Consider the following 21,387-nt stretch of genomic DNA (forward strand, 5'->3'; position numbering starts at 1 on the left):
TAATCACCTCATCGTCATTCGGAGGGATGCTAAAGCCACTGCTTGTCAGTGGCTGTTCTCTCGATCTCCGGAAAAGAATCAATCAAGGCAAGCGCTTGATCCATCACACGTTCAGCCCGGACACGGTCGGGGGATGTCGTCACCAGCTCAAAGCACGTACGCTGCCACAAATCATGGTAGTCGGCTTCGCTGATGGCAATATTGAACGATCCCCCGATCCTTGTGGAGATCCGTTTGACGACCGAACGCTTATCCTTGAGGGAATGCGCGTCATAGATCATACACTCTACAACCGCAGCCAGAATCATTTTCTTTCGATTTCTTCCATCACATATGCTTCGAATGTGTCGCCTTCTTTGATATCGTGGAAATTCTTCAATGTGATACCACACTCATAGTTTGTGGCAACTTCACGCACGTCATCCTTGAATCGTTTCAAAGAATCGATTTCGTCCTCGACGATCACGATACCGTCACGGATGACACGGATGGAAGCATCACGTGTGATTTTACCTTCTGTTACATAACTTCCGGCAATCGTACCGATACGGGATACCTTGATGATTTGACGAACCTCCGCTTGTCCGATGACTTTCTCTTCGAACTCGGGATCAAGCATCCCTTTCATAGCCGACTCGATTTCTTCGATTACTTTATAGATGATGCGATGCTGACGGATATCGACATTCTCTGATTCCGCCGCTTTTTTCGCATTGGCATCCGGACGTACGTTGAATCCGATGATGATTGCGTTAGAAGCAGATGCAAGGATGACATCGGATTCTGTGATGGCACCCACACCAGTGTGAATGATACGGACTTTGACACCTTCCACTTCGATTTTCTCCAAAGATGCAGCCATCGCTTCCACGGAACCATGCACGTCCGCTTTCACGATCAGGTTGATATCTTTCACTTCCCCTTGCTTGATTTGGTTAAACAAATCATCAAGGCTGACACGCGCGCCTGTGGAACGGTTTTCTTCCACTTGCTTCTGCTGTCTTGCTTCCCCTACTTGACGGGCTTGTTTCTCATCTTCGAATACCATGAACTGATCACCTGCATTAGGCACTGAGTTCAAGCCGGTGATCTCGACCGGAGTGGAAGGAGGAGCTGTCTTCACACGGCGGCCCAAATCATTGACCATTGCACGCACACGACCGTATGCATTTCCGACGACAATGCTGTCCCCGACATTGAGCGTGCCGTTCTGAACGAGCAATGTAGCTACCGGACCGCGTCCTTTATCCAATTGCGCCTCGATTACGGTACCCTCTGCCGCACGATTCGGGTTTGCTTTCAATTCCTCAACCTCGGTTACAAGCAGGATCATTTCAAGCAAATCGTCGATACCTTCTCGTTTTTTGGCAGATAGCTGGACGAAAATCGTATCTCCGCCCCAGTCCTCAGGGATGAGGCCATGCTCTGTAAGCTCCTGCATTACACGATCGGGGTTTGCACCTTCCAAATCGATTTTGTTCACTGCCACGATGATCGGTACCTCTGCGGCTTTTGCGTGGTTGATGGCTTCGACTGTCTGCGGCATCACGCCGTCATCGGCAGCCACTACCAGGATCGCTATATCCGTCACCTGCGCACCGCGGGAACGCATGCTCGTGAAGGCTGCGTGACCAGGTGTATCAAGGAAAGTGATTTTCTTTCCGTTCTCTTCCACCTGATAAGCCCCGATATGCTGTGTGATCCCGCCTGCTTCACCTTCGGTCACTTTTGTATCGCGGATGGAATCAAGCAGGGTCGTTTTACCATGGTCAACGTGTCCCATGATCGTGACGACAGCAGGACGCTCCTGCAGGTCTTCTGCTTTATCCTCGATTTTATAATTGTCAAGATCCGTTACATCAACGTCCACTTCTTCTTCCACTTCGACATTGTACTCTAAACAAATCATTTCGATTGCATCTTTATCCAAGTCCTGGTTCTTCGTTGCCATGACACCTTGGAGGAAGAGTTTCTTGATGATTTCAGTGGACTCCCTATGAAGCTTTGCTGCCAATTCGCTGACAGTCAAAGACCCTTTGAAGGTGATTTTGTCTGGAGTCGGCATTTCCGGACGTTTCTGCTGCGGCGCTTTTTGATTACGACTGTTGTTCCGGCCGCCGCGTCTGTTATTGTTCTGTCCGCCCTTGCCAGGCTTTCTGTTGCCGTTACGCTGCTGATTACGGTTTTGTCCGCCGCCAGCTTTGTTTTTCGGCTTGTTGTTCTGACCATTGTTATTTGCTGAGTTGGTTGTGTTTGCTGAGTTCCCCGTTTTAATCGCTACTTTCTCGCTGCTCGCGCTTTTTCCTGTGAAGCTTTTATCCAATCTGTCCTTAGCCGATTCCGTGATCATGGACATATGATTGGCCACTTCGATATTCATATCTTTCAATTTATTGATGATTTCCTTACTGGAAACATTCTTCTCTTTTGCGTATTCGTAAACACGAATCTTTGACATACGTTCACCTCCGAGTGGATTCAGTGAGCAAAGATTTCAATTTGTCTGCAAAACCATCATCCAAGATGGCAACTGCGACTCTGCCGGATTTACCAATCGCTTGTGATAATTGCCCCCGGTCCTCCTCTACCTGCCGAAAGGCGATGTTGTAGAAATCGGTCTTGTTGCGGAGTTTCTTCAAGGTTTGGGGACCGATATCACTGGCAGCTATTACTAGCTTTGCTTTCTGTCGCTGAACATCCCGGACAATCGCTTCTTCCCCGAAGGTGCATTGTCCGGCACGCACAGCAAGCCCTAACAAGTTCAAATAATTTTTACTCATGAGTGCTGGCCTTTCGCTAATCGCTCAAGCTCTTCATAAATAGAATCATCGATCTGTGCATTCAAGTGACGCGCCAGCGTATCTTGTTTCTTCGCTTTCTCAATGACAGCCGCATCCTTGGAGACATACGCACCGCGTCCGTTCTTCTTGCCGGTCTCATCCACGAAAACTTCGCCTTCTTTGTTGCGGACGACCCGGATCAATTCCTGTTTCGGCTTCATTTCATTGGAAACCACACATTTTCGAAGCGGAACCTTCTTTTGTTTCATATACAGCGCCCCTTATCAATATGTGTCTTCGTCTAAATCGTCAAAGTCCGCAGAATCTGTATCCTGATCAGTCAGTAAACCAAGCTCGCGTGCTTCTGTTTCGGATTTGATATCGATCTTCCAGCCCGTCAATTTCGCTGCCAGTCGCGCGTTTTGTCCGCGTTTGCCGATGGCAAGGCTGAGCTGATAATCCGGTACGATGACAGTTGTCGCTTTTTCTTCTTCGTCAACGAGGACAGAGATGACCTTGGACGGACTGAGGGCATTGGATACATACTCGACCGGATCTTCGGACCATTCAACGATATCGATTTTTTCCCCTTTGAGTTCATTCACGATTGCTTGGACACGCTGACCGCGCTGACCGACACATGAGCCGACTGGATCGACTTCTGCTTGGGAGGCGTAGACGGAAATCTTCGAACGATCCCCGGCCTCACGGGCAACCGAACGGATCTCTACAGTACCATCATAGATTTCTGGCACTTCCATTTCAAACAATCGCTTCAAAAGACCTGGATGGGTCCGGGAAACGAAAATACTCGGTCCTTTATTTGTGTTCTCTACTTTCGTCACATACACCTTCAGGCGATCGTGAATCTCATATTTTTCTGTCGGCATCTGCTCGCTTTCCGGCAGCTTTGCCTCGATTTTGCCAAGATCCACATAGATGAAGCGCGGATCATTGCGGGAGATGATACCAGTCATGACATCTTCTTCCCGATCTGCATATTCACTGAATATGACACCGCGCTCTGCTTCACGCACACGCTGTGTGACGACTTGCTTTGCCGCCTGTGCTGCAATACGCCCGAAATCCTTCGGCGTCACTTCGATCTCGACGACATCACCGATATCGTACGTTCCAGAAATGGCACGAGCCTCATCCAGGGTCATTTGCTGCTGGCTGTCCTCGACTTCCTCGACAACGTCCTTGCGGGCGAAGACTTTCATGGATCCGGTAGTTTCATTCAAATCGACGCGTACATTCGTCGCGGATTTGAAGTTCTTTTTATAAGCGGAGATCAAGGCTGCTTCCAGCGCTTCGATCAGGACATCCTTATTAATCCCTTTCTCTTTCTCCAAATAAGTAATGGCATCAAAAAGCTCGCTGCTCACTCGTATATCCCCCTTTAGTTAAACGTTACAGCCAGACGTGCCTTCGCGATTTTCTCATATGGAAGGGAAATTTCCTTCTTCCTCGCTTTGTTCATGACTTCCAATGTCAATACATCGTCTTCGAACGCCTTCAATGTACCTTGGTACTCTTTTTCATTATCGATCGGCTCGTACAGTTTCACATTTACTGTCTTACCGATACTGTTTGTGATTGCTTGTTTTGTTTTAAGCGGTCTTTCCGCCCCTGGCGAAGAAACCTCCAGAAAGTACGGGAAGTCAACCGGATCATTCTCATCAAGGACTGCACTCAATTTCTCTGAAACGATGGCGCATTCCTCGATATCGATGCCTTCTGCTTTATCGACATAGACCCGCAGGAACCAGTTCTTGCCTTCCTTGACGAATTCCACATCGACCAGCTCCAGCTGCAGCTCTTCCACGATTGGTTGTAGATAGCTTTCCGTAACTTCCGTTATATTGGCTGCCAAAATGCTTCCTCCTTTACTGCACGCTTTCAGGCGAATAATACTTTTTTTCGGGTGGGGTGTGCCTCTCAATAGAAAACCCTTGCCCGAAATGGAAGCAAGGGAACAATGTTTATCATGTGCTTTTTGCTACAAAACAACGAAGAGGCGCTCCCCTTACAAACTTGATGCCGAATCCATGGGTATGAAAAAGAGTGGGTAATCCCACTCTTGATCTGGTTCGTATCAATACCGCTATTGGATAATATACCACAAGTTTCTTGTTTAGGCAAGAATCCCGTCAGAATAGCGAAAGCTGGTTCTGGTCAGCCATTCCTTCCAGACAGCCATGCTGATCCATATATTCCAATACCGTCTTACTGATCCTGCTTCTTTCACGCAGATCTTCCTTCGAAAGGAATTCCCCGTCTTCCCGTGCTTTCACGATATTGTGCGCAGCGTTGGTACCCAGTCCATCGATGGCATTGAATGGCGGGATCAAACTGTCCCCGTCCACGATGAAATCCGTCGCGCTGGACTTGTAGAGATCGACCCGCTGGAAACGGAAACCGCGCTCGCACATTTCAAGGGAAAGCTCCAGAACAGTGACAAGGTTCTTCTCCTTAGGAGATGCATCATGTCCTTTATGATTGATTTCGTTGATACGCTGGCGGATCGCTTCCGAACCTTTGATCATCGTATCGAGCTCGAAATCACTTGCACGAACGCTGAAGTACGCTGCATAGAAAAGAATCGGATGATGCACTTTGAAGTAGGCAATCCGTACTGCCATAAGGACATATGCAGCCGCGTGTGCTTTCGGGAACATGTACTTGATCTTCAGGCAGGAGTCGATATACCAATCAGGTACATTGTTCTTCTTCATCTCCTCGATCCATTCATCCTGCAGTCCCTTCCCTTTACGGACAGACTCCATGATTTTGAAGGCAAGCGATGATTCAAGTCCCCGGTGCATCAAATATACCATGATGTCATCACGGCAGCCGATTACTTCAGGCAATGTACAAATGCCGCTATTTATCAATTCCTGGGCATTGCCAAGCCATACATCCGTACCGTGGGACAGACCGGAAATCTGGACGAGCTCGGCAAATGTCGACGGATTGGTATCTTCCAGCATTTGACGTACGAAACGTGTACCGAACTCAGGCACACCGAGTGTACCGGTTTTACACATGATCTGCTCCGGCGTCACACCCAGCGATTCCGTTCCCGAGAAAATCTTCATGACTTCCGGATCATTCGTCGGAATCGTCTTCGGATCGATACCGGACAAATCCTGAAGCATGCGGATGACGGTCGGATCATCGTGTCCGAGTATATCCAGCTTCAGCAGATTATCGTGAATGGAATGGAAGTCGAAGTGGGTCGTCCGCCATTCCGAGTTGCGATCATCCGCTGGATATTGGATTGGTGTGAAATCATATATATCTTGGTCATCCGGTACGACAATTATACCCCCTGGGTGCTGACCAGTCGTTCTTTTCACACCCGTGCAGCCCTGGACGAGCCGATCCACTTCCGCATTGCGGATGTGGAGCTGATTATCGCTGGCATAGCCTTTCACATAACCATAAGCTGTCTTTTCGGCGACGGTACCGATCGTACCGGCACGATATACTTTATCTTCCCCGAACAGCACCTTCGTATAGTTGTGGGCTTGCGGCTGATAAGTACCAGAGAAATTCAGATCGATATCGGGAACTTTATCCCCTTTGAAACCAAGGAAGGTTTCAAACGGGATATCCTGTCCGTCCCGTTTCAACGGCTCCCCGCAGGCCGGGCATGCTTTTTCTGGCAGATCATAGCCGCTGGCAACCGATCCATCGTTGAAGAATTCGTTGTATTTACAGCTAGTGCACACATAATGCGGCGGCAGCGGGTTCACTTCGGTGATATCGGTAAGCGTCGCTATCAGGGACGAACCGACCGATCCCCGGGAACCGACCAAATAGCCGTCTTCCAGTGATTTTTTCACCAGTTTATGCGAAATGAGATAGATGACGGCAAACCCGTGCCCGATGATGCTTTTCAGTTCTTTCTCGATCCGTTTCTCGACTATTTCCGGCAAAGGATCCCCATAAATGCTCCGCGCCCGGTCATAGCTCATCTGACGCATTTCGTCCTCGGCGCCATCGATATTGGGTGTGTAAAGATCTTCTTTGACCGGCTTGACATCTTCTATCATTTCAGAGACTTTCTGCGTATTGGTTACGACGACTTCCTTTGCCTTTTCGGCTGGCAGGAAATCGAAACATGCCAGCATCTCATTTGTTGTGCGGAAATGAACATCCGGCAATGTCTGCCTGCTGAGCGGGTTACCATTCTGTGTCTTGATCAGGATGTTACGGTACTGCTTTTCGTGTTCTTCGATATAATGCACGTTGCCAGTCGCCACCACCGGTTTCCCCAAATCGTCTCCGAGCTCGACAAGATTGCGAAGGATATCGAACAGATGCGCTTCATTCTGTACAAGCTCCTTTTCAATCAAATGATAATAATTGGACGGAGGCTGTATTTCGATGACATCATAGAAGGCAGCGGCTTCGGCTGCATCTTCTTTTGATTTTTGCATCATTGCTTCGAACACTTCCCCTTTGTCACAGCCGGAGCTGATGATCAAGCCCTCCCGATGCTGCTCCAGTTTGGAGCGCGGAATCCGGGGAACACGGTAGAAGTAATCCACATGGGACATGCTGACAAGCTTGTACATGTTCTTCAAGCCGACTTCATTTTGTACATAAATCGTACAGTGGTATGGACGGGAGCGTTGATACGCATTCCCTTCCCCCATGTAATCGTTTAGCTGGTTATGATTCTTTATTTCTTTTTTGAACGCTTCCTTTAGCAAACGCCATAGCAGATAACCTGTAGCCTCGGTATCATAAATGGCCCGGTGATGCTGCGTCAATTCAATATCCAGGAACTTACACAACGTATTCAGGCGGTGATTCTTCAGCTGCGGGAACAGGAATCTGGCAAGCTCCAATGTATCAATTACAGCGTTGGACGCTTTCTCTAAACCAATCCGCTTGAAACCTTGATTAAGGAAGCCCATATCAAAGCTTGCGTTATGTGCAACAAGCACATCATCACCCATCCAGTCACGGAAATCGTTCAGGACATCCTCGATTTCCGGCGCATCCACAAGCATATCATCCGTGATTCCAGTAAGATCGATGATTGTCTGGCTCAATTTTTGGTGCGGATTGGCGAACCGCTCGAATCGATCGACGATTTCCCCATCACGGAATTTCACGGCAGCCAATTCAATGATTTTATCGTAGGAAGCAGAAAGACCTGTCGTTTCCACGTCAAATACGATATAAGTCGCATCTTCCAAATCGATATCCTTACTGTTGTATGCGATTGGCACACCGTCATCCACGAGGTTGGCTTCCATCCCATAAATGACCTTGATGCCGTTCTTCTTACCTGCAGCAAAGGCTTCCGGATAGCTTTGCACAACAGCGTGATCGGTGATTGCAATGCTTTCATGACCGAATCTTGCTGCTGTTTCGATCAAACGTGTCGCTGATGTCACGGCATCCATTTGACTCATGAGTGTATGCGCATGCAGCTCGACACGCTTTTCCCCTTCTTGGGCTTCATCCTGCCGAAGGGTGACGGAGATTTCATTGATATCATTCGCCATCATGGTAAGTTCATTGGTGAAGTTGTCAGTCTGGATGCTTCCGCGTGCCTTAATCCACATGCCCTTTTTGAGCTGTTTGAATTTATCTGCATCTTCATTGCCTTTGGAAAACATTTTGATCTGGAAGCTGTCTGTGTAATCCGTCACTTTTGCGATGAGCAAGTGGCGGCCGGAGCGCAATTCCCTTATATCCACATCAAAGACATAGCCTTGGACGGCCATACGGCGTTCCTCGTCCTGGATATCCTGCATCGGTGTGATTTCATCATTGATGGCATATCCGATCATGACAGGGCCTTGAGGAGCTTCCTCCTGTTTCTTCGCCCGTTCTTCCGAATCCTTGATCGCTTTTTGGACGAGCAGACTGTCTTCCAACGCCTTCTGTTCGCGGAATTTGTTCAATTCCTCCAGGTTCTGTTCCTGGACAGTGACTGTAAGCATGTATAGTCCAGCACCGATTTTCTCGCAGTAAGTTTGAAAGGCAGGCTCCAGCCTTTTTTTCAGAGCACTGGCTTCTGCTTCATTCCTGGCAGTTAACATAATCTTATTACCGTTAACTACTGGTGTTTGTGTCTGCACCAAATCCTTATAGGCAGGTGAGAGCTTGGGATATGTCAGGACAAAATCCTTCCAATAATCCTTGATATAATCACTGTCAACTGTATTGGCGACACAGCGTATCGACCAGTTCACGGCGGCGATATGCGCAAATGCTTCCGTCAGCTTGGCAGTGAAGATTTTGTATATGGTCGGCGGCAGCAGATTTGCCAGTTGGAAATGAAAATGCCATGACTTTGCTTTCGGGTCCACTTCCAATTTCTCCAGCTGACTCTCCTTGAAATGAGCTGCAATGGTTTCTTCATCCAGCTGGATCTGCTCAAGGAGCATGTCCATTTTTTCATTTTGGCTTAGACTCATTGACTTCTCCTCCCCCGCTAGTGATACTGCGGTCTTGCGAAAGCCCCTGCCAAAAATTTGACAAGGGCTTGTATATTTTTATAAATAATCAGCTATCTGGTCCAGCAAATCATTCTCATGTGAAATTGCTTCTTGTTCAGTATCGCGGAACTTCACTTCCACTTCTCCGTCAGCAGCACGTTTGCCGACTGTGACACGGACTGGGATGCCGATCAAATCGCTATCAGCAAATTTGACACCTGCACGTTCCTTCCTATCATCGTACAACACATCGACACCTGCTTCAAGTAATCTTTCATATAGGCGGTCAGCAAGTTCGCGCTGCTCGTCTTTTTTCGGATTCAAGCTGATCAGATGCACCTGGAATGGACTGATGGATTTCGGCCATACAATCGCTCCTTCCTTGCTATGCTGCTCGACGGCAGCTGCAAGTGTACGCGATACACCGATACCATAACAACCCATGATCAAGTTTTTAGCCTTACCCTGTTCATCCAGGAAAGTAGCTTGCATCTTATCGGCATAAAATTCACCCAGTTTGAAAACCTGGCCTATTTCGATACCCTCGGCAAACTGGATCGTACCTTGGCCGTCTGGTGATGGGTCGCCAGCTTGGATGAACCTCAAATCGGCGTATTGCACTTGGAAATCCCGTTCCGGGTTCACGTTCTTATAGTGGAAGCCATCTTCATTGGCACCGCAGGTAACATTCACCGTATATTTTACAGCGTTATCCGCGATGACATCGATTTCTTCCGGTACATCGATCGGTCCCAGCGATCCGAACCCTGCACCAAGCACTTCCTTCACTTCCGCTTCAGCTGCCAATTCCACCATCTGCGCTTGATAATGATTCTTCACTTTGATGTCATTTATTTCGTGATCACCGCGGGCAATGACCATCACAAGACGATCATCCACTTTGAACACAACTGCTTTCAGACCTTCTTCAAGCGTGTGGCCAAGATAATCCGCCACTTGCTGCATCGTCTTCACGTTCGGCGTCTCGACTTTCTCGAGAGGCAGGGCCTCGGCCTCGGGCTTCCGACCTTGATCCAGTACCTCGGCCATCTCGATATTGGCAGCATAATCGGATTGATCACTGAAGGCGATCGTGTCCTCCCCTACGGAAGCAAGTGCCATGAATTCATGGGTATCCTTTCCGCCCATAGCACCTGAATCAGCTACTACAGCGCGGAAATTCAAGCCCACTCGTTTGAAGATGCGATGATAGGCATCTGAAATGGTGTTATAGGCTTCATCCAGGCTCTCATAATCAGCATGGAAGCTATAGGCATCTTTCATGATGAATTCACGCCCGCGCAGCAGTCCGAAGCGAGGACGCTGTTCATCACGGTACTTCGTCTGGATCTGATAAACCGTCAGCGGCAGTTTCTTATAACTGTTCAATTCATCGCGTACCAAACTTGTCGTAACTTCTTCGTGGGTGGGACCCAGTGCAAATTCACGGTTATTCCGGTCATGCAGCCGCATCAATTCAGGACCGTATACTTTCCAGCGGCCTGTCTCTTTCCAAAGCTCTGCAGGCTGCAATGCCGGCATGAGCATTTCGCTCGCACCCGTACGATCCATCTCCTCGCGGATGATCGCTTCTATTTTCCGCAGCACCTTCGTACCGAGGGGCAGGTAGCTGTAGATCCCGGATGCAGTCTGGCGGATGTATCCGCCTTTTACAAGCAGCTGATGGCTGATTGCTTCTGCATCTGCAGGCACTTCTCTTAATGTTGGGATAAATGTTTTACTTTGTCGCATACTTCCACCTCTGCATCATAAAAATAACCGTTGTATATCATTCCAGGTGACTACGATCATCAAAAGCATCAGCAAAGCGAATCCTATGAAATGGACCACTGCTTCTTTCTGCGGTTCGACAGGCTTACCTCTCAAGGCTTCCACTCCGATGAACAATAGACGTCCGCCATCAAGTGCAGGGAGCGGGACAAGGTTGACGATTCCAAGATTGACACTGAGCAATGCTGTCCACTGGATAAGATTGATCAAACCTGTCTTCACTACCTGATCTGTCGCATCATAAATACCGACTGGTCCGGATAAAGCATCGAGACTGAGCTGACCGGTTATAAGCTGTCCCAGATTGGTCAATATCATCGTTCCGAATTCATATGTTTGCTGGAAGCTGTAAGGAATCGCAGCCAAGAATTTCTTCTCCATGGCAAGCGTCACACCGATCTGACCGATCTGCTGATCGCCGCTTTCCACAAGGGCAGGCGTGATCTGCAGCTGCTGCTCCTGTCCATCCCGGACAATCGTCACTTCAAGCTCTTTTTCAGGATTTTTACGGACGATTGACGTAAACTCTTCCCATGTCTGTACCGGGGTGCCATCAATCGCAGTGATTTCATCCCCCGATCGGATCCCGGCCTCTTGAGCAGCAGAGCCATCCTGTACAGTGCCTACAGCTGCATTGTCCGCCGGTATCCCTTGCACAAGGGCGAGGATGAAGAAGAGCACAAGTGCAAGCAGGAAATTCATCATCGGTCCAGCAAATAATTGCATGGCCCGCTGCCGCTTATTCTTGGAAGCGAATTGCCGATCATATGGAGCGATTTGTGTCTCCGTCTCATCCATCACATACATCGCTTTTTCATGGACAGGGAAAGAAAGACGTTCTTCCTCGCCTATCTCATAGCCATGGATCATCAGACTGTGATCAAGATCGGCACTTTCGACTTCGATGACACGGGCATTTGGATGCTTGGACTTATTATTGACGATGATCTTCGTCACTTCCTGTTTTTCATTGAACTCCAAGCCGATGTGATGACCCGGCTTCAATTCCACGATTTCCGGATCCTCGCCGGCAACGCGGACATATCCCCCGATCGGAAGCAGTCTGATCGTATAAAGTGTCTCGTTTTTCGTCCAGGTAAAAATCTTCGGTCCGAAACCGATGGCGAATTCACGCGCTAACATGCCAGCCCGCTTCGCAAAAATCAAATGTCCGAGTTCATGCACGAAAACGAGCAGCCCGAACACAAGGATAAACGCAATGATAGTTGTCACAATGGGCACCTGCCTTTATTGGATATAGGACCTCACTTGACTCCGTGTGAGACGATCTGTTTCCATGATTGTTTCCAAAGAAGGGAAAGATTCATAAGCATGTGCATCAAGTGCCCGCGCTACATAATCCTCTATCGTCAGGAAATCGATCTTTCCTGCAAGAAACAAGGCTACCGCCTCCTCATTCGCAGCATTCAGTACGGTCGTGGCAGTACCTCCCGCCCTGCCCGCTTCATATGCCATGCGTAAACAAGGGAATCGCTCCATACTCATTTCCTCAAAGTGGAGTTTGCCTATTTCCACTAAGTTTAACCTTTTTGAAACGGCTAAATCAAGTCTTTCAGGATAGGTGAGCGCGTACTGGATGGGCACCCGCATATCGGGTGTGCCAAGCTGGGCGATGACACTATAATCTTTGTACTCGACCATCGAGTGGATGATGCTTTCCCGGTGCTGGATGACTTCGATGTCATCATAATCGATTCCAAAAAGCCAATGTGCTTCGATGACTTCCAATCCTTTATTCATCATCGTTGCCGAATCGATGGTGATCTTCTGTCCCATGCTCCAGTTCGGGTGGCGCAGGGCATCCTCCAGCGTCACAGCTTTGAGTTCTTCCCTCGTCTTATCACGGAAACTCCCGCCGGAGGCAGTGATGATCAGCTTGTTCACATCCTCCGGTTTCTCCCCGTTCAGACATTGGAAAATCGCAGCGTGTTCACTGTCTACCGGAAGCAGATCGACGCCATGCTTCCTCGCTTCTGCCATGACCAGGTGACCAGCTGAAACCAATGTTTCCTTATTCGCAAAGGCCACCTGCTTTTTAGCCCGTATCGCTTCCAGTGTTGCTTCCAGACCGATACTGCCAAGAACAGCATTTACAACGACATCTGCTTCCCCGGCAGAACTGATCGCTACCATCCCTTTGGAACCGACCAGGATTTCTAAATGCGGAAGTGTCTGATGAAGCTTCTCTTTTGTCTGTTCATCCTGTACGACTACAACAGCCGGTTCGAACTCCCTGATAAGCGGCATCGCCTTTTCGATATTCCGGCCGAACGCCATACTATGCAGCCGGAACGCCTCCGGATGATTGCGGATGACATCCAATGTCTGAAGGCCGATCGAACCAGTTGCACCTAGTAATGCGATTGTTTTCATCGGACACGCTCCTCTTTATACTCTATTAAATGAATTGAATTAAATGCAGGATCGGGAAAACAAAAATCATACTGTCGAAGCGATCCAATATTCCGCCATGCCCCGGCAGTATTTTTCCAGAATCCTTTACAAGATAATGCCGTTTAAAGGCTGATTCGACCATATCCCCAAGCTGGCCAAAGACGGAAATCAGGATACACACTCCGGCAACGATCCAAATGGAGCCGCTCACCGGCGAAATCAAATGGAACACAATTCCGGCGATACAGCCCAGGATGAGTCCGCCTATGCCCCCTTCAACCGTCTTGTTCGGACTGATTGTCGGCCATAGCTTATGTTTCCCATAAGCCCTTCCGAAGAAATAAGCCCCCGAATCAGTGGCCCATATGACAACCAATACAAAAATGAACTTGGATAACCCTGTCACGATATGTCCTTCGATCACTTCATTCGGCGCATTCCTCGTAATGATGAAATAGAGGAAGCCAAAAGCTATGTACACGACCGTAATCAGCAGGAAACCAGCATCCTCAAACGTGAAACGGTTCTTTGCGAGTACTGTGTAGCTCAATAGAAGAATGACGGAGAATAACAGGATGTCCGTTTTATTGATATGTATGTCGAATATTGCGTTAATCTTGCCCAGTTCAGGGGACAAAAGCCCCCATAGCAGCAGGACACTCACGAAGGATGGTATTTTGTACTTCGCTATTTTGCGCATGCGCAAAAGCTCGATGAAGGCGATGGTCGCGATCAAGTAAATGAAAGCTTCGAACCATGCCCCGCCAAGCAGTACGAACACCATGAAAAATATACCTGCAATTATCGCTGTGATCAAACGTTGCTTCATTGTTAATTATTCACCTCAAATACCGCCATAGCGCCGTTTTCTGTTCTGGAAATCACTGATTGCCTGTTCGAATAGCATCTCGTCGAAATCAGGCCATAGTACTTCCGTGAACCAGAGCTCAGCATAAGCACTCTGCCAAAGCAGGAAATTGCTCAATCGGTGCTCACCGCTAGTACGGATAATCAAATCAGGATCTGCCAACTTTTCAGTATATAAATAGCGGGAAATACACGTCTCATCGATATCTGCCATCTGCAGTTTATTGTCGTGGATGTCCTGCATCATATTTTGCACAGCATGTACAAGTTCATACCGCCCGCCATAATTCAACGCAAAGTTGAGGATGAGACCATCATTATGTTTGGTCTTTTCCATCGCTTCTTTAACAGCTTCCCTCGTGAAAGACGGCAGTCCTTCCAAATCTCCGATCGTCTGTACTTTGACGTTCTCTTCGATAAGCTCCGGCAAATAAGTCGTCAGGAACTCTTTCGGGAGCTTCATCAAGAAATCCACTTCTGCTTGCGGCCGTTTCCAATTTTCCTTCGAAAAGGCGTACAAGGTAAGTACCTTTACATTGATCCGGTTGGCTGCTTTCACAATGCGCCGGACTGTCGTCATCCCTTCCTTATGTCCTGCAATCCGCGGAAGTCCCCGTTTTTTTGCCCAGCGGCCGTTTCCATCCATGATGATGGCCACATGTTCAGGGATATTCTCCAGCTTCAATGTCGATGGCTGTAACTCTATTCTTTTTTTCCTATTGAAAAAAGGAAGTTTAATCATCTTGAATCCTCCATTGGGCTTTATTCTCTGATGACTGGATAGCCATAGGCGCCCTGTGCAGTACTGCTCTTTCCCCTTCTCTCACAAAAAGAGCAAAAACCCCCTTTGGCAAGAGGGTCTTGTACTACTTATTTTACATGGTTAAGGGTCAAACTTCCATTATTTCTTTTTCTTTGTCCTTCGCAAGACTTTCAAGCTGGCTGATATGCTTATCCGTTTCCGCCTGCACATCATCCTGGAAGCCCTTCAAATCATCTTCTGTGATTTCTTTATTCTTTTCGGATTTCTTAAGCTGTTCGTTGCTGTCACGACGAATATTGCGGATTTGCACTTTGGCTTCTTCCAAATACTTGGATACAACCTTGACCAATTCTTTTCGGCGTTCCTCTGTCAGTGCAGGGATGCTCAAGCGGATCAAATTACCGTCACTGGATGGAGAAAGACCCAGGTCTGCTTTTTGAATCGCTTTTTCGATGTCGGAAATCGCTGTTTTGTCATAAGGTGTGATCACAAGCATACGCGCTTCCGGAGCAGTTACGCTTGCCAGCTGGTTCAATGGTGTGGAAGCACCATAATAATCTACAAAGACACTATCCAAAAGCGATGGATTTGCACGTCCTGCACGAACAGTGGCCAGCTGTCTCGAGAAAGCCTGCACTGCTTGTGCCATTTTGCTTTTCGCATCAGAAATGATTGCTGTTGACATTAGTTATTCCCCCTGATAATCGTTCCGATGCTCTCACCGGAAACTGCTTTTTTGATATTTCCTTTTTCACTGATAGAGAAGACAAGCAATGGAATATCATTATCCATGCAAAGTGAAGACGCAGTCGAATCCATGACGCCAAGTCCTTCATTCAAGACATCCAAATATGTCAACGAGTCATACTTCACCGCATCTGCCACTAGCTTGGGATCTGCGTTGTATACTCCATCGACATTATTCTTAGCCATCAAGATGACTTCCGCTTCGATTTCAGCTGCACGCAAGGCCGCAGTCGTATCTGTTGAGAAATATGGATTACCTGTACCCGCTGCAAAGATGACAACACGTTTTTTCTCTAAATGACGGATTGCCTTGCGGCGGATATAAGGTTCAGCTACCTGACGCATTTCAATGGAAGTCTGGACTCTGGTCGGAATGCCAAGGTTCTCCAAGCTATCCTGCAGTGCAAGGGAATTCATAACCGTTGCCAGCATCCCCATATAGTCAGCATTCGCTCGGTCCATCCCCATCTCGCTGCCGACTTTGCCGCGCCAGATATTACCGCCGCCGACAACAACTGCAACTTCCACACCCATTTCAGCTACTTCTTTCACTTGTTCCGCGATTGAACGGATGACTGCAGGTTCGATACCATAGCCAACCTGCCCGCTCAATGCTTCTCCACTCAGTTTCAATACGATTCGTTTATAGCGTGCTGTAGTCATCAGATCCTCCAAAGGTATGTATTTTGTAAAAAAGGGAACACCAAGTGTCCCCTCTTTTTTGTCGTCCTTATTTTTTAACTTGGCTCATTACTTCATCAACGAAGTTATCTTCGCGTTTTTCCATACCTTCGCCAACTTCATAACGAACAAAGTTCACTACGGAAGCACCTTTGTCGGTTACGTATTTCTTCACTTTTTGATCTGGATCTTTGATGAAGCTTTGTTCAAGCAAGCAGATCTCTTCGAAGAATTTACCAAGGCGGCCTTCCACCATCTTCTCAACGATGTTTTCCGGCTTACCTTCGTTCAGAGCTTGTGTTTTCAGTACTTCGCGCTCGCGTTCCACTTCGTCGGCGGCTACCTCATCACGGGAAACGTAGCGAGGGTTTACCGCAGCGACATGCATTGCGATATCTTTGCCAAGCTCGGCATCAGTGGTACCGTCAAGCAATGCCAATACACCGATGCGTCCGCCGCCATGGATATAAGCACCGAATGCTTGGTTTTCTGTTTTGCTTACTAGAGCGAAACGGCGAAGGGAGATTTTTTCTCCGATTTTCGCGATTGCAGCATTGACGTACTCGCCGACTGTCTGCTCATCATTGATTTTTTGATCAAGAGCTTCTTCCACACTTGCCGGTTTGTTAGCAAGGATGTGCTGCGCAAGTTCGTTAAGCAAGGATTGGAACTGTTCGTTTTTTGTAACGAAGTCAGTTTCACAGTTCACTTCAAGCAATACAGCATGATCGCCTTCTGTTGCGATGAAAGTGGAACCTTCAGCAGCGATGCGGTCTGCTTTTTTAGCAGCTTTCGCAATACCGTTCTCGCGAAGGTAATCGATCGCTTTCTCCATATCGCCGTCTGTTTTTGTCAATGCTTTTTTACAGTCCATCATACCTGCGCCAGTTTTTTCGCGCAATTCTTTTACCATTTGTGCCGTGATTGCCATCATAAATGCCTCCTTAGGGGTTTGGACAATTTATTTCTTGAAAAAAGGGTGATAAAAGGTCCCCCCTTATCACCCTTCATCCATTACTCGCTTACAGCTTCTGTAGCTTCTTCTTCAGTAGCTGGAGCTTCTTGGTCTTCCAATTCTTCACCTTGCTTGGATTCCAGGATAGCATCCGCCATTTTGGAAGTAAGCAATTTGACAGCGCGGATTGCGTCGTCATTCGCAGGGATCACGTAATCGATTTCGTCCGGATCACAGTTCGTATCTACGATACCGATGATTGGGATGTTCAATTTGTGAGCTTCTGCAATTGCGATTCTTTCTTTGCGTGGGTCGATAACGAATAGAGCGTCTGGAATTCTTTCCATGTCCTTGATACCGCCAAGGAATTTCACAAGACGTTCTTTTTCTTTAAGCAAACCTACTACTTCTTTCTTAGGAAGCACTTCGAAAGTTCCGTCTTCTTCCATGCGTTCGATGGATTTCAAACGGTTGATGCGTTTGCGGATAGTCTGGAAATTAGTAAGTGTACCACCCAACCAGCGCTGGTTGACATAGTACTGGCCAGAACGGATAGCTTCTTCTTTCACAGATTCCTGAGCTTGTTTCTTCGTACCTACGAAAAGAATAGTACCGCCATCAGCAGCAAGCTCTTTTACGTAGTTATAAGCTTCGTCGACTTTCTTGACTGTTTTCTGAAGGTCGATGATGTAGATGCCGTTACGCTCAGTGAAGATATATTTCTTCATTTTTGGGTTCCAACGGCGAGTCTGGTGACCGAAATGAACACCAGCTTCAAGCAATTGTTTCATTGAAATGACTGACATAGTGTTTTCCTCCTAATGGTTTTTTCTCCTCCGACTGCTTCATCTTTTATCGGGAACTGACAGATTGTCAGCACCTCCCGTAAAAATCGGCAGACGTGTGTATTAACACCAAAAATAAATATAGCACAGCTATTTCCGTCAATCAAGCATCTTAGACATGTTTTTGAACTTTCTTAGCTTTTTCCGTTCTTTCCCCCATTTTTCTTCATTAATAGGATCAATTCCACTTCCGTTTTTCCCATTCCAAGCTGTTTGGCAATTGCCGCAGGAGGGAGACCTTCGTCGTTAAGCTGGAGAACCCGCCCAAGATTGGACATGGTAATATCATCTTCTTCCTCGGTCGGCTGCGGAGGGGAATAATCTGATACAGGCTCTGTATCCACCACTGATTCCGGCTGGGGAGCAGACTGACTGTTTTCTTTTTTTGCAGCGGGGGTTGCCGGGGCCTGCGGCGACTCCCCTTTCAGAAGCCGTTCATTCTCTTCCCTTAGTTCCGCAAGAATACTGCCTAGCATTGCTTCGTACGCTTCCTTCTCCTCTTGATGCTGGCTTTCCTGCTGCGTCACCTTCGACTGCAACGCACGAATGGCAAGGAATGTCAGTACATGAAGGAGAAGGCTGGCAAATACTAATAATGTGAGCATGGAGACCCTTCTTTCTATATAAAGTGGAAATAGCTTTCAGCTGATTGCTGAAAGCTTGGCTAAGGATTCCCGTAATTTAAAGACGGCACGTTTGTGAATTTGTGAAATTCGCGATGTTGTCAATTCCAGTATGTGACCGATTTCCGTGAACGTCAATTCTTCCTTGTAAAAAAGGCTGATCACGAGCTGTTCATGATCATTCAGCTGCTTGATGCTGTCTGCCAGCTGACTTATGAGTTCCTTTTGCAGCATTGCTTCTTCCGGCTGCGGAGTCTTGAGATCTGGCAGGACATAGCTTGCATCCTGCTTGTCCTGCTTTGGCAAAGCCGGTTTGTCATCCATCGAAAGGACATTGGAAAATAACGCATCCCGCACCGCTTCTTCGACTTCTTCCCGGCTTAATCCAGTATGCTTGGCAATTTCCAGGCTGGTCGGTTTCCTCTCCAGCGCTTGTTCAAGTGCAGCGGCTGCTGCTTCTATTTTTTTCACTTTATCCCGCACCGTCCGGGGGAGCCAGTCTTCCTTCCGCAGCCCGTCCATGATGGCACCCCTGACACGGAAGGAAGCATAGGTTTCAAATTTGAGATCCCTGCTTGGCTCGAACTTTTGTAAAGCATCATACAACCCTGTATAACCGAAGCTTCTGACATCATCCCTGCTCACACTGGAGGGAAGGTGAGCAGCGATGCGCTGCGTATGGTATTCGACAATATGCATATACATCCGCATCAATTCATTGGCAGCTTCGCTATCTTTCTTATAAAACCAGCTGTTCCAATACTGCTGTTCTGTTTCCGATCCACAACTGATCATGAAACTCCCTCCTTTGTTTGCTGTTGTGTCCAAAGCTTGAAGCTGCTCCATCAGATGATCGCTTCCTCTTTATTGACTGTTTTGATCTTCAATCCGCATGTCTCTGTGTCAAATTCAATCGTACGTCCATTCGTTCCCCCGACATCCTTGCTCTCGATGGGAATGCGATATTCCCGGAGCTTCTGTTCCACTGCTTCGATATTACGCGGCCCGATCCGCATCTTTTCATCCGTCGACATAAAGGAAAACATCTGTGCCCCCCCTGCCAGCTTGGCTTTGCAGCGGCTGGTGCTCGCACCTAGTTCCAAAAGATTTGCAATCAAATCATCTAAGGAAGTGTCTGCATATTTATTGCGGTTCATCTGTGATTGCTTTGCCATGCTCGAATCAGGAAGCATGACATGCGCCATGCCTGCCAGTCTTTTTTGTTTATCATAAATGACAACCCCGACGCAGGATCCAAGCCCGGCAGTCCGGAGATGCTGCGGATGGACGGCGATCTTTGCATCCGCTATGCCTACATGCAAGATTTCCGATTCAGTCATTTTCCCCTACTCCTAAAGCAAGGAATAAATGGCTGAATGCATCGGGATCGAGCAGGAGCAGGAATTTACCTTCGACCAAATGCTGCTGCCGATTCGGATGGCTGAGTGAGATGACAGTATCGATGACAACTGTAAAATCACTTTCTTGCGCGATTTCAATCAAACCATTCGCCAGGATGGCTCCGCCCATATCGACACTGATCTGCGGAACCGATGGCTGCATATTCACCTTCGAAAAGTCGCTTATTGCGGACAGATAGCTTCCTGCCAATATGTTTCCCATCTCATGCAAAGCAGAAAGGTTGATGTCATCCTGGGATGTATTGGACCATGAGAAGCTTTCATCACCAGTTATATAATGTACGAATAGTTCCGCTTCCTTGGGCTCCAGGAGGAAAAACATATTTCCGGGTGCATCCCCCTGGACCCTAAGATAAATGGCTGCCAGCGGCTGTTCGGCTCCGCCGATTGATTCGATCAATTCATTGAAGTGACAAATCCGGACTGCCGGGACCTTCATATCGATGTCCTGCTGAAGCAGCGTGGAAAGAGCGGTGGCAGCATTGCCTGCCCCGATGTTTCCCGCTTCCTTCAATGCGTCCAGCTGATCCTCCGTTATACGCTGAAGATCATACATCAGCTTTCGATAGACTTGATCGCTTCGATCTCATGGAATTTCAGTACTTTTCTAAGATCAAGCAAAATGACAAGTCTGTCCTCCAAATTCACTACTCCATCAATGTAATCTATATCGATTGCCCCGATCACACGCGGTGCTTTTTCTATTTTGTTGACTGGGATATCGACAACATCATTGGCAGCATCCACAATCAAGCCGATCGATGTTTCGTCCAAGTCCACGATGATGATCCTAGTGTTTTCATCGACTGGGGTTTCCTCCAATCCAAGACGGCTTCTCAGATCAACAATCGGTGTGACGACCCCGCGCATGTTGATGACGCCTTTGATGAAATCTTCCGTATTCGGCACTCTTGTAATATGCTCCATCTTCTCGATTGAACCCACCTGTGTAACAGGCACTGCGTATTCCTCGTTTTTCAGCTGGAAAACGATCACTTTAACATCTTGTACGATTTCTTCTGCCATGATAAA

The 21,387-nt window shown here is 47.7% G+C and carries 21 protein-coding genes; all 21 read right to left on the bottom strand.

Translation table 11 applies throughout. The annotated features are described in order from the left end of the window. Positions 1 to 29 precede the first annotated feature (29 nt). Complete coding sequence (locus MHI54_RS00770; protein WP_095214739.1) at positions 30 to 308, bottom strand: DUF503 family protein; 279 nt, start codon at positions 306 to 308, stop codon at positions 30 to 32. After that, positions 305 to 2,458, bottom strand: a complete 2,154-nt coding sequence (infB, locus tag MHI54_RS00775; RefSeq protein WP_340082124.1) for a translation initiation factor IF-2 — start codon at positions 2,456 to 2,458, stop codon at positions 305 to 307. Before infB ends, MHI54_RS00770 begins: the two co-directional genes overlap by 4 nt. A gap of 4 nt (positions 2,459 to 2,462) precedes the next feature. Continuing rightward, on the bottom strand, positions 2,463 to 2,780 hold the full coding sequence (locus tag MHI54_RS00780) for a ribosomal L7Ae/L30e/S12e/Gadd45 family protein (protein WP_095214737.1): 318 nt from the start codon (positions 2,778 to 2,780) through the stop codon (positions 2,463 to 2,465). Next, positions 2,777 to 3,049: a YlxR family protein gene (locus MHI54_RS00785; protein WP_095214736.1), complete on the bottom strand. Its 273-nt coding sequence runs from the start codon at positions 3,047 to 3,049 to the stop codon at positions 2,777 to 2,779. The genes MHI54_RS00780 and MHI54_RS00785 overlap by 4 nt, the downstream gene beginning before the upstream one ends. A gap of 15 nt (positions 3,050 to 3,064) precedes the next feature. After that, positions 3,065 to 4,168, bottom strand: a complete 1,104-nt coding sequence (gene nusA / locus MHI54_RS00790) for a transcription termination factor NusA (protein WP_095214735.1) — start codon at positions 4,166 to 4,168, stop codon at positions 3,065 to 3,067. A gap of 14 nt (positions 4,169 to 4,182) precedes the next feature. Further along, on the bottom strand, positions 4,183 to 4,656 hold the full coding sequence (gene rimP / locus MHI54_RS00795) for a ribosome maturation factor RimP (protein ID WP_095214734.1): 474 nt from the start codon (positions 4,654 to 4,656) through the stop codon (positions 4,183 to 4,185). A 277-nt stretch (positions 4,657 to 4,933) separates the two neighbouring features. Then, a complete protein-coding gene (locus MHI54_RS00800) occupies positions 4,934 to 9,226 on the bottom strand; it encodes a PolC-type DNA polymerase III (protein ID WP_340082125.1) in 4,293 nt (1,430 codons plus the stop codon). A gap of 78 nt (positions 9,227 to 9,304) precedes the next feature. After that, positions 9,305 to 10,999 (bottom strand): proline--tRNA ligase, encoded by a 1,695-nt coding sequence (locus MHI54_RS00805; protein ID WP_340082126.1) that lies wholly within the window; start codon positions 10,997 to 10,999, stop codon positions 9,305 to 9,307. A gap of 15 nt (positions 11,000 to 11,014) precedes the next feature. Further along, on the bottom strand, positions 11,015 to 12,271 hold the full coding sequence (gene rseP, locus MHI54_RS00810) for an RIP metalloprotease RseP (RefSeq protein WP_340082127.1): 1,257 nt from the start codon (positions 12,269 to 12,271) through the stop codon (positions 11,015 to 11,017). Between the two features lie 15 nt (positions 12,272 to 12,286). After that, positions 12,287 to 13,432 (bottom strand): 1-deoxy-D-xylulose-5-phosphate reductoisomerase, encoded by a 1,146-nt coding sequence (dxr, locus tag MHI54_RS00815; RefSeq protein WP_095214730.1) that lies wholly within the window; start codon positions 13,430 to 13,432, stop codon positions 12,287 to 12,289. 25 nt (positions 13,433 to 13,457) lie between these two features. Further along, a complete protein-coding gene (locus MHI54_RS00820) occupies positions 13,458 to 14,282 on the bottom strand; it encodes a phosphatidate cytidylyltransferase (protein ID WP_095214729.1) in 825 nt (274 codons plus the stop codon). A 15-nt stretch (positions 14,283 to 14,297) separates the two neighbouring features. Further along, entirely contained in the window at positions 14,298 to 15,062 is a 765-nt protein-coding gene (locus MHI54_RS00825) for an isoprenyl transferase (RefSeq protein WP_095214728.1), read from the bottom strand. Between the two features lie 148 nt (positions 15,063 to 15,210). After that, on the bottom strand, positions 15,211 to 15,768 hold the full coding sequence (frr, locus tag MHI54_RS00830) for a ribosome recycling factor (protein WP_095214727.1): 558 nt from the start codon (positions 15,766 to 15,768) through the stop codon (positions 15,211 to 15,213). After that, positions 15,768 to 16,493: a UMP kinase gene (pyrH, locus tag MHI54_RS00835; protein WP_095214726.1), complete on the bottom strand. Its 726-nt coding sequence runs from the start codon at positions 16,491 to 16,493 to the stop codon at positions 15,768 to 15,770. Before pyrH ends, frr begins: the two co-directional genes overlap by 1 nt. A gap of 67 nt (positions 16,494 to 16,560) precedes the next feature. Further along, positions 16,561 to 17,442 (bottom strand): translation elongation factor Ts, encoded by an 882-nt coding sequence (gene tsf / locus MHI54_RS00840; protein ID WP_095214725.1) that lies wholly within the window; start codon positions 17,440 to 17,442, stop codon positions 16,561 to 16,563. Between the two features lie 83 nt (positions 17,443 to 17,525). Then, complete coding sequence (rpsB, locus tag MHI54_RS00845) at positions 17,526 to 18,272, bottom strand: 30S ribosomal protein S2 (protein WP_340082128.1); 747 nt, start codon at positions 18,270 to 18,272, stop codon at positions 17,526 to 17,528. 173 nt (positions 18,273 to 18,445) lie between these two features. Beyond that, positions 18,446 to 18,916 carry a hypothetical protein gene (locus tag MHI54_RS00850; protein WP_340082129.1) on the bottom strand — a complete coding sequence of 157 codons (471 nt, stop codon included), beginning with the start codon at positions 18,914 to 18,916 and terminating at the stop codon, positions 18,446 to 18,448. A gap of 36 nt (positions 18,917 to 18,952) precedes the next feature. After that, on the bottom strand, positions 18,953 to 19,729 hold the full coding sequence (locus MHI54_RS00855; protein ID WP_340082130.1) for a FliA/WhiG family RNA polymerase sigma factor: 777 nt from the start codon (positions 19,727 to 19,729) through the stop codon (positions 18,953 to 18,955). 50 nt (positions 19,730 to 19,779) lie between these two features. Next, complete coding sequence (locus MHI54_RS00860) at positions 19,780 to 20,274, bottom strand: chemotaxis protein CheD (RefSeq protein WP_095214722.1); 495 nt, start codon at positions 20,272 to 20,274, stop codon at positions 19,780 to 19,782. After that, positions 20,267 to 20,911: a chemotaxis protein CheC gene (locus MHI54_RS00865; protein WP_340082131.1), complete on the bottom strand. Its 645-nt coding sequence runs from the start codon at positions 20,909 to 20,911 to the stop codon at positions 20,267 to 20,269. The genes MHI54_RS00860 and MHI54_RS00865 overlap by 8 nt, the downstream gene beginning before the upstream one ends. Then, positions 20,911 to 21,381, bottom strand: coding sequence for a chemotaxis protein CheW (locus tag MHI54_RS00870; protein WP_095214720.1), 471 nt, complete (start codon positions 21,379 to 21,381; stop codon positions 20,911 to 20,913). Before MHI54_RS00870 ends, MHI54_RS00865 begins: the two co-directional genes overlap by 1 nt. Positions 21,382 to 21,387: the final 6 nt, after the last annotated feature.

It is taken from the genome of Terribacillus sp. FSL K6-0262, assembly GCF_037977385.1.
Lineage (GTDB): Bacteria > Bacillota > Bacilli > Bacillales > Amphibacillaceae > Terribacillus.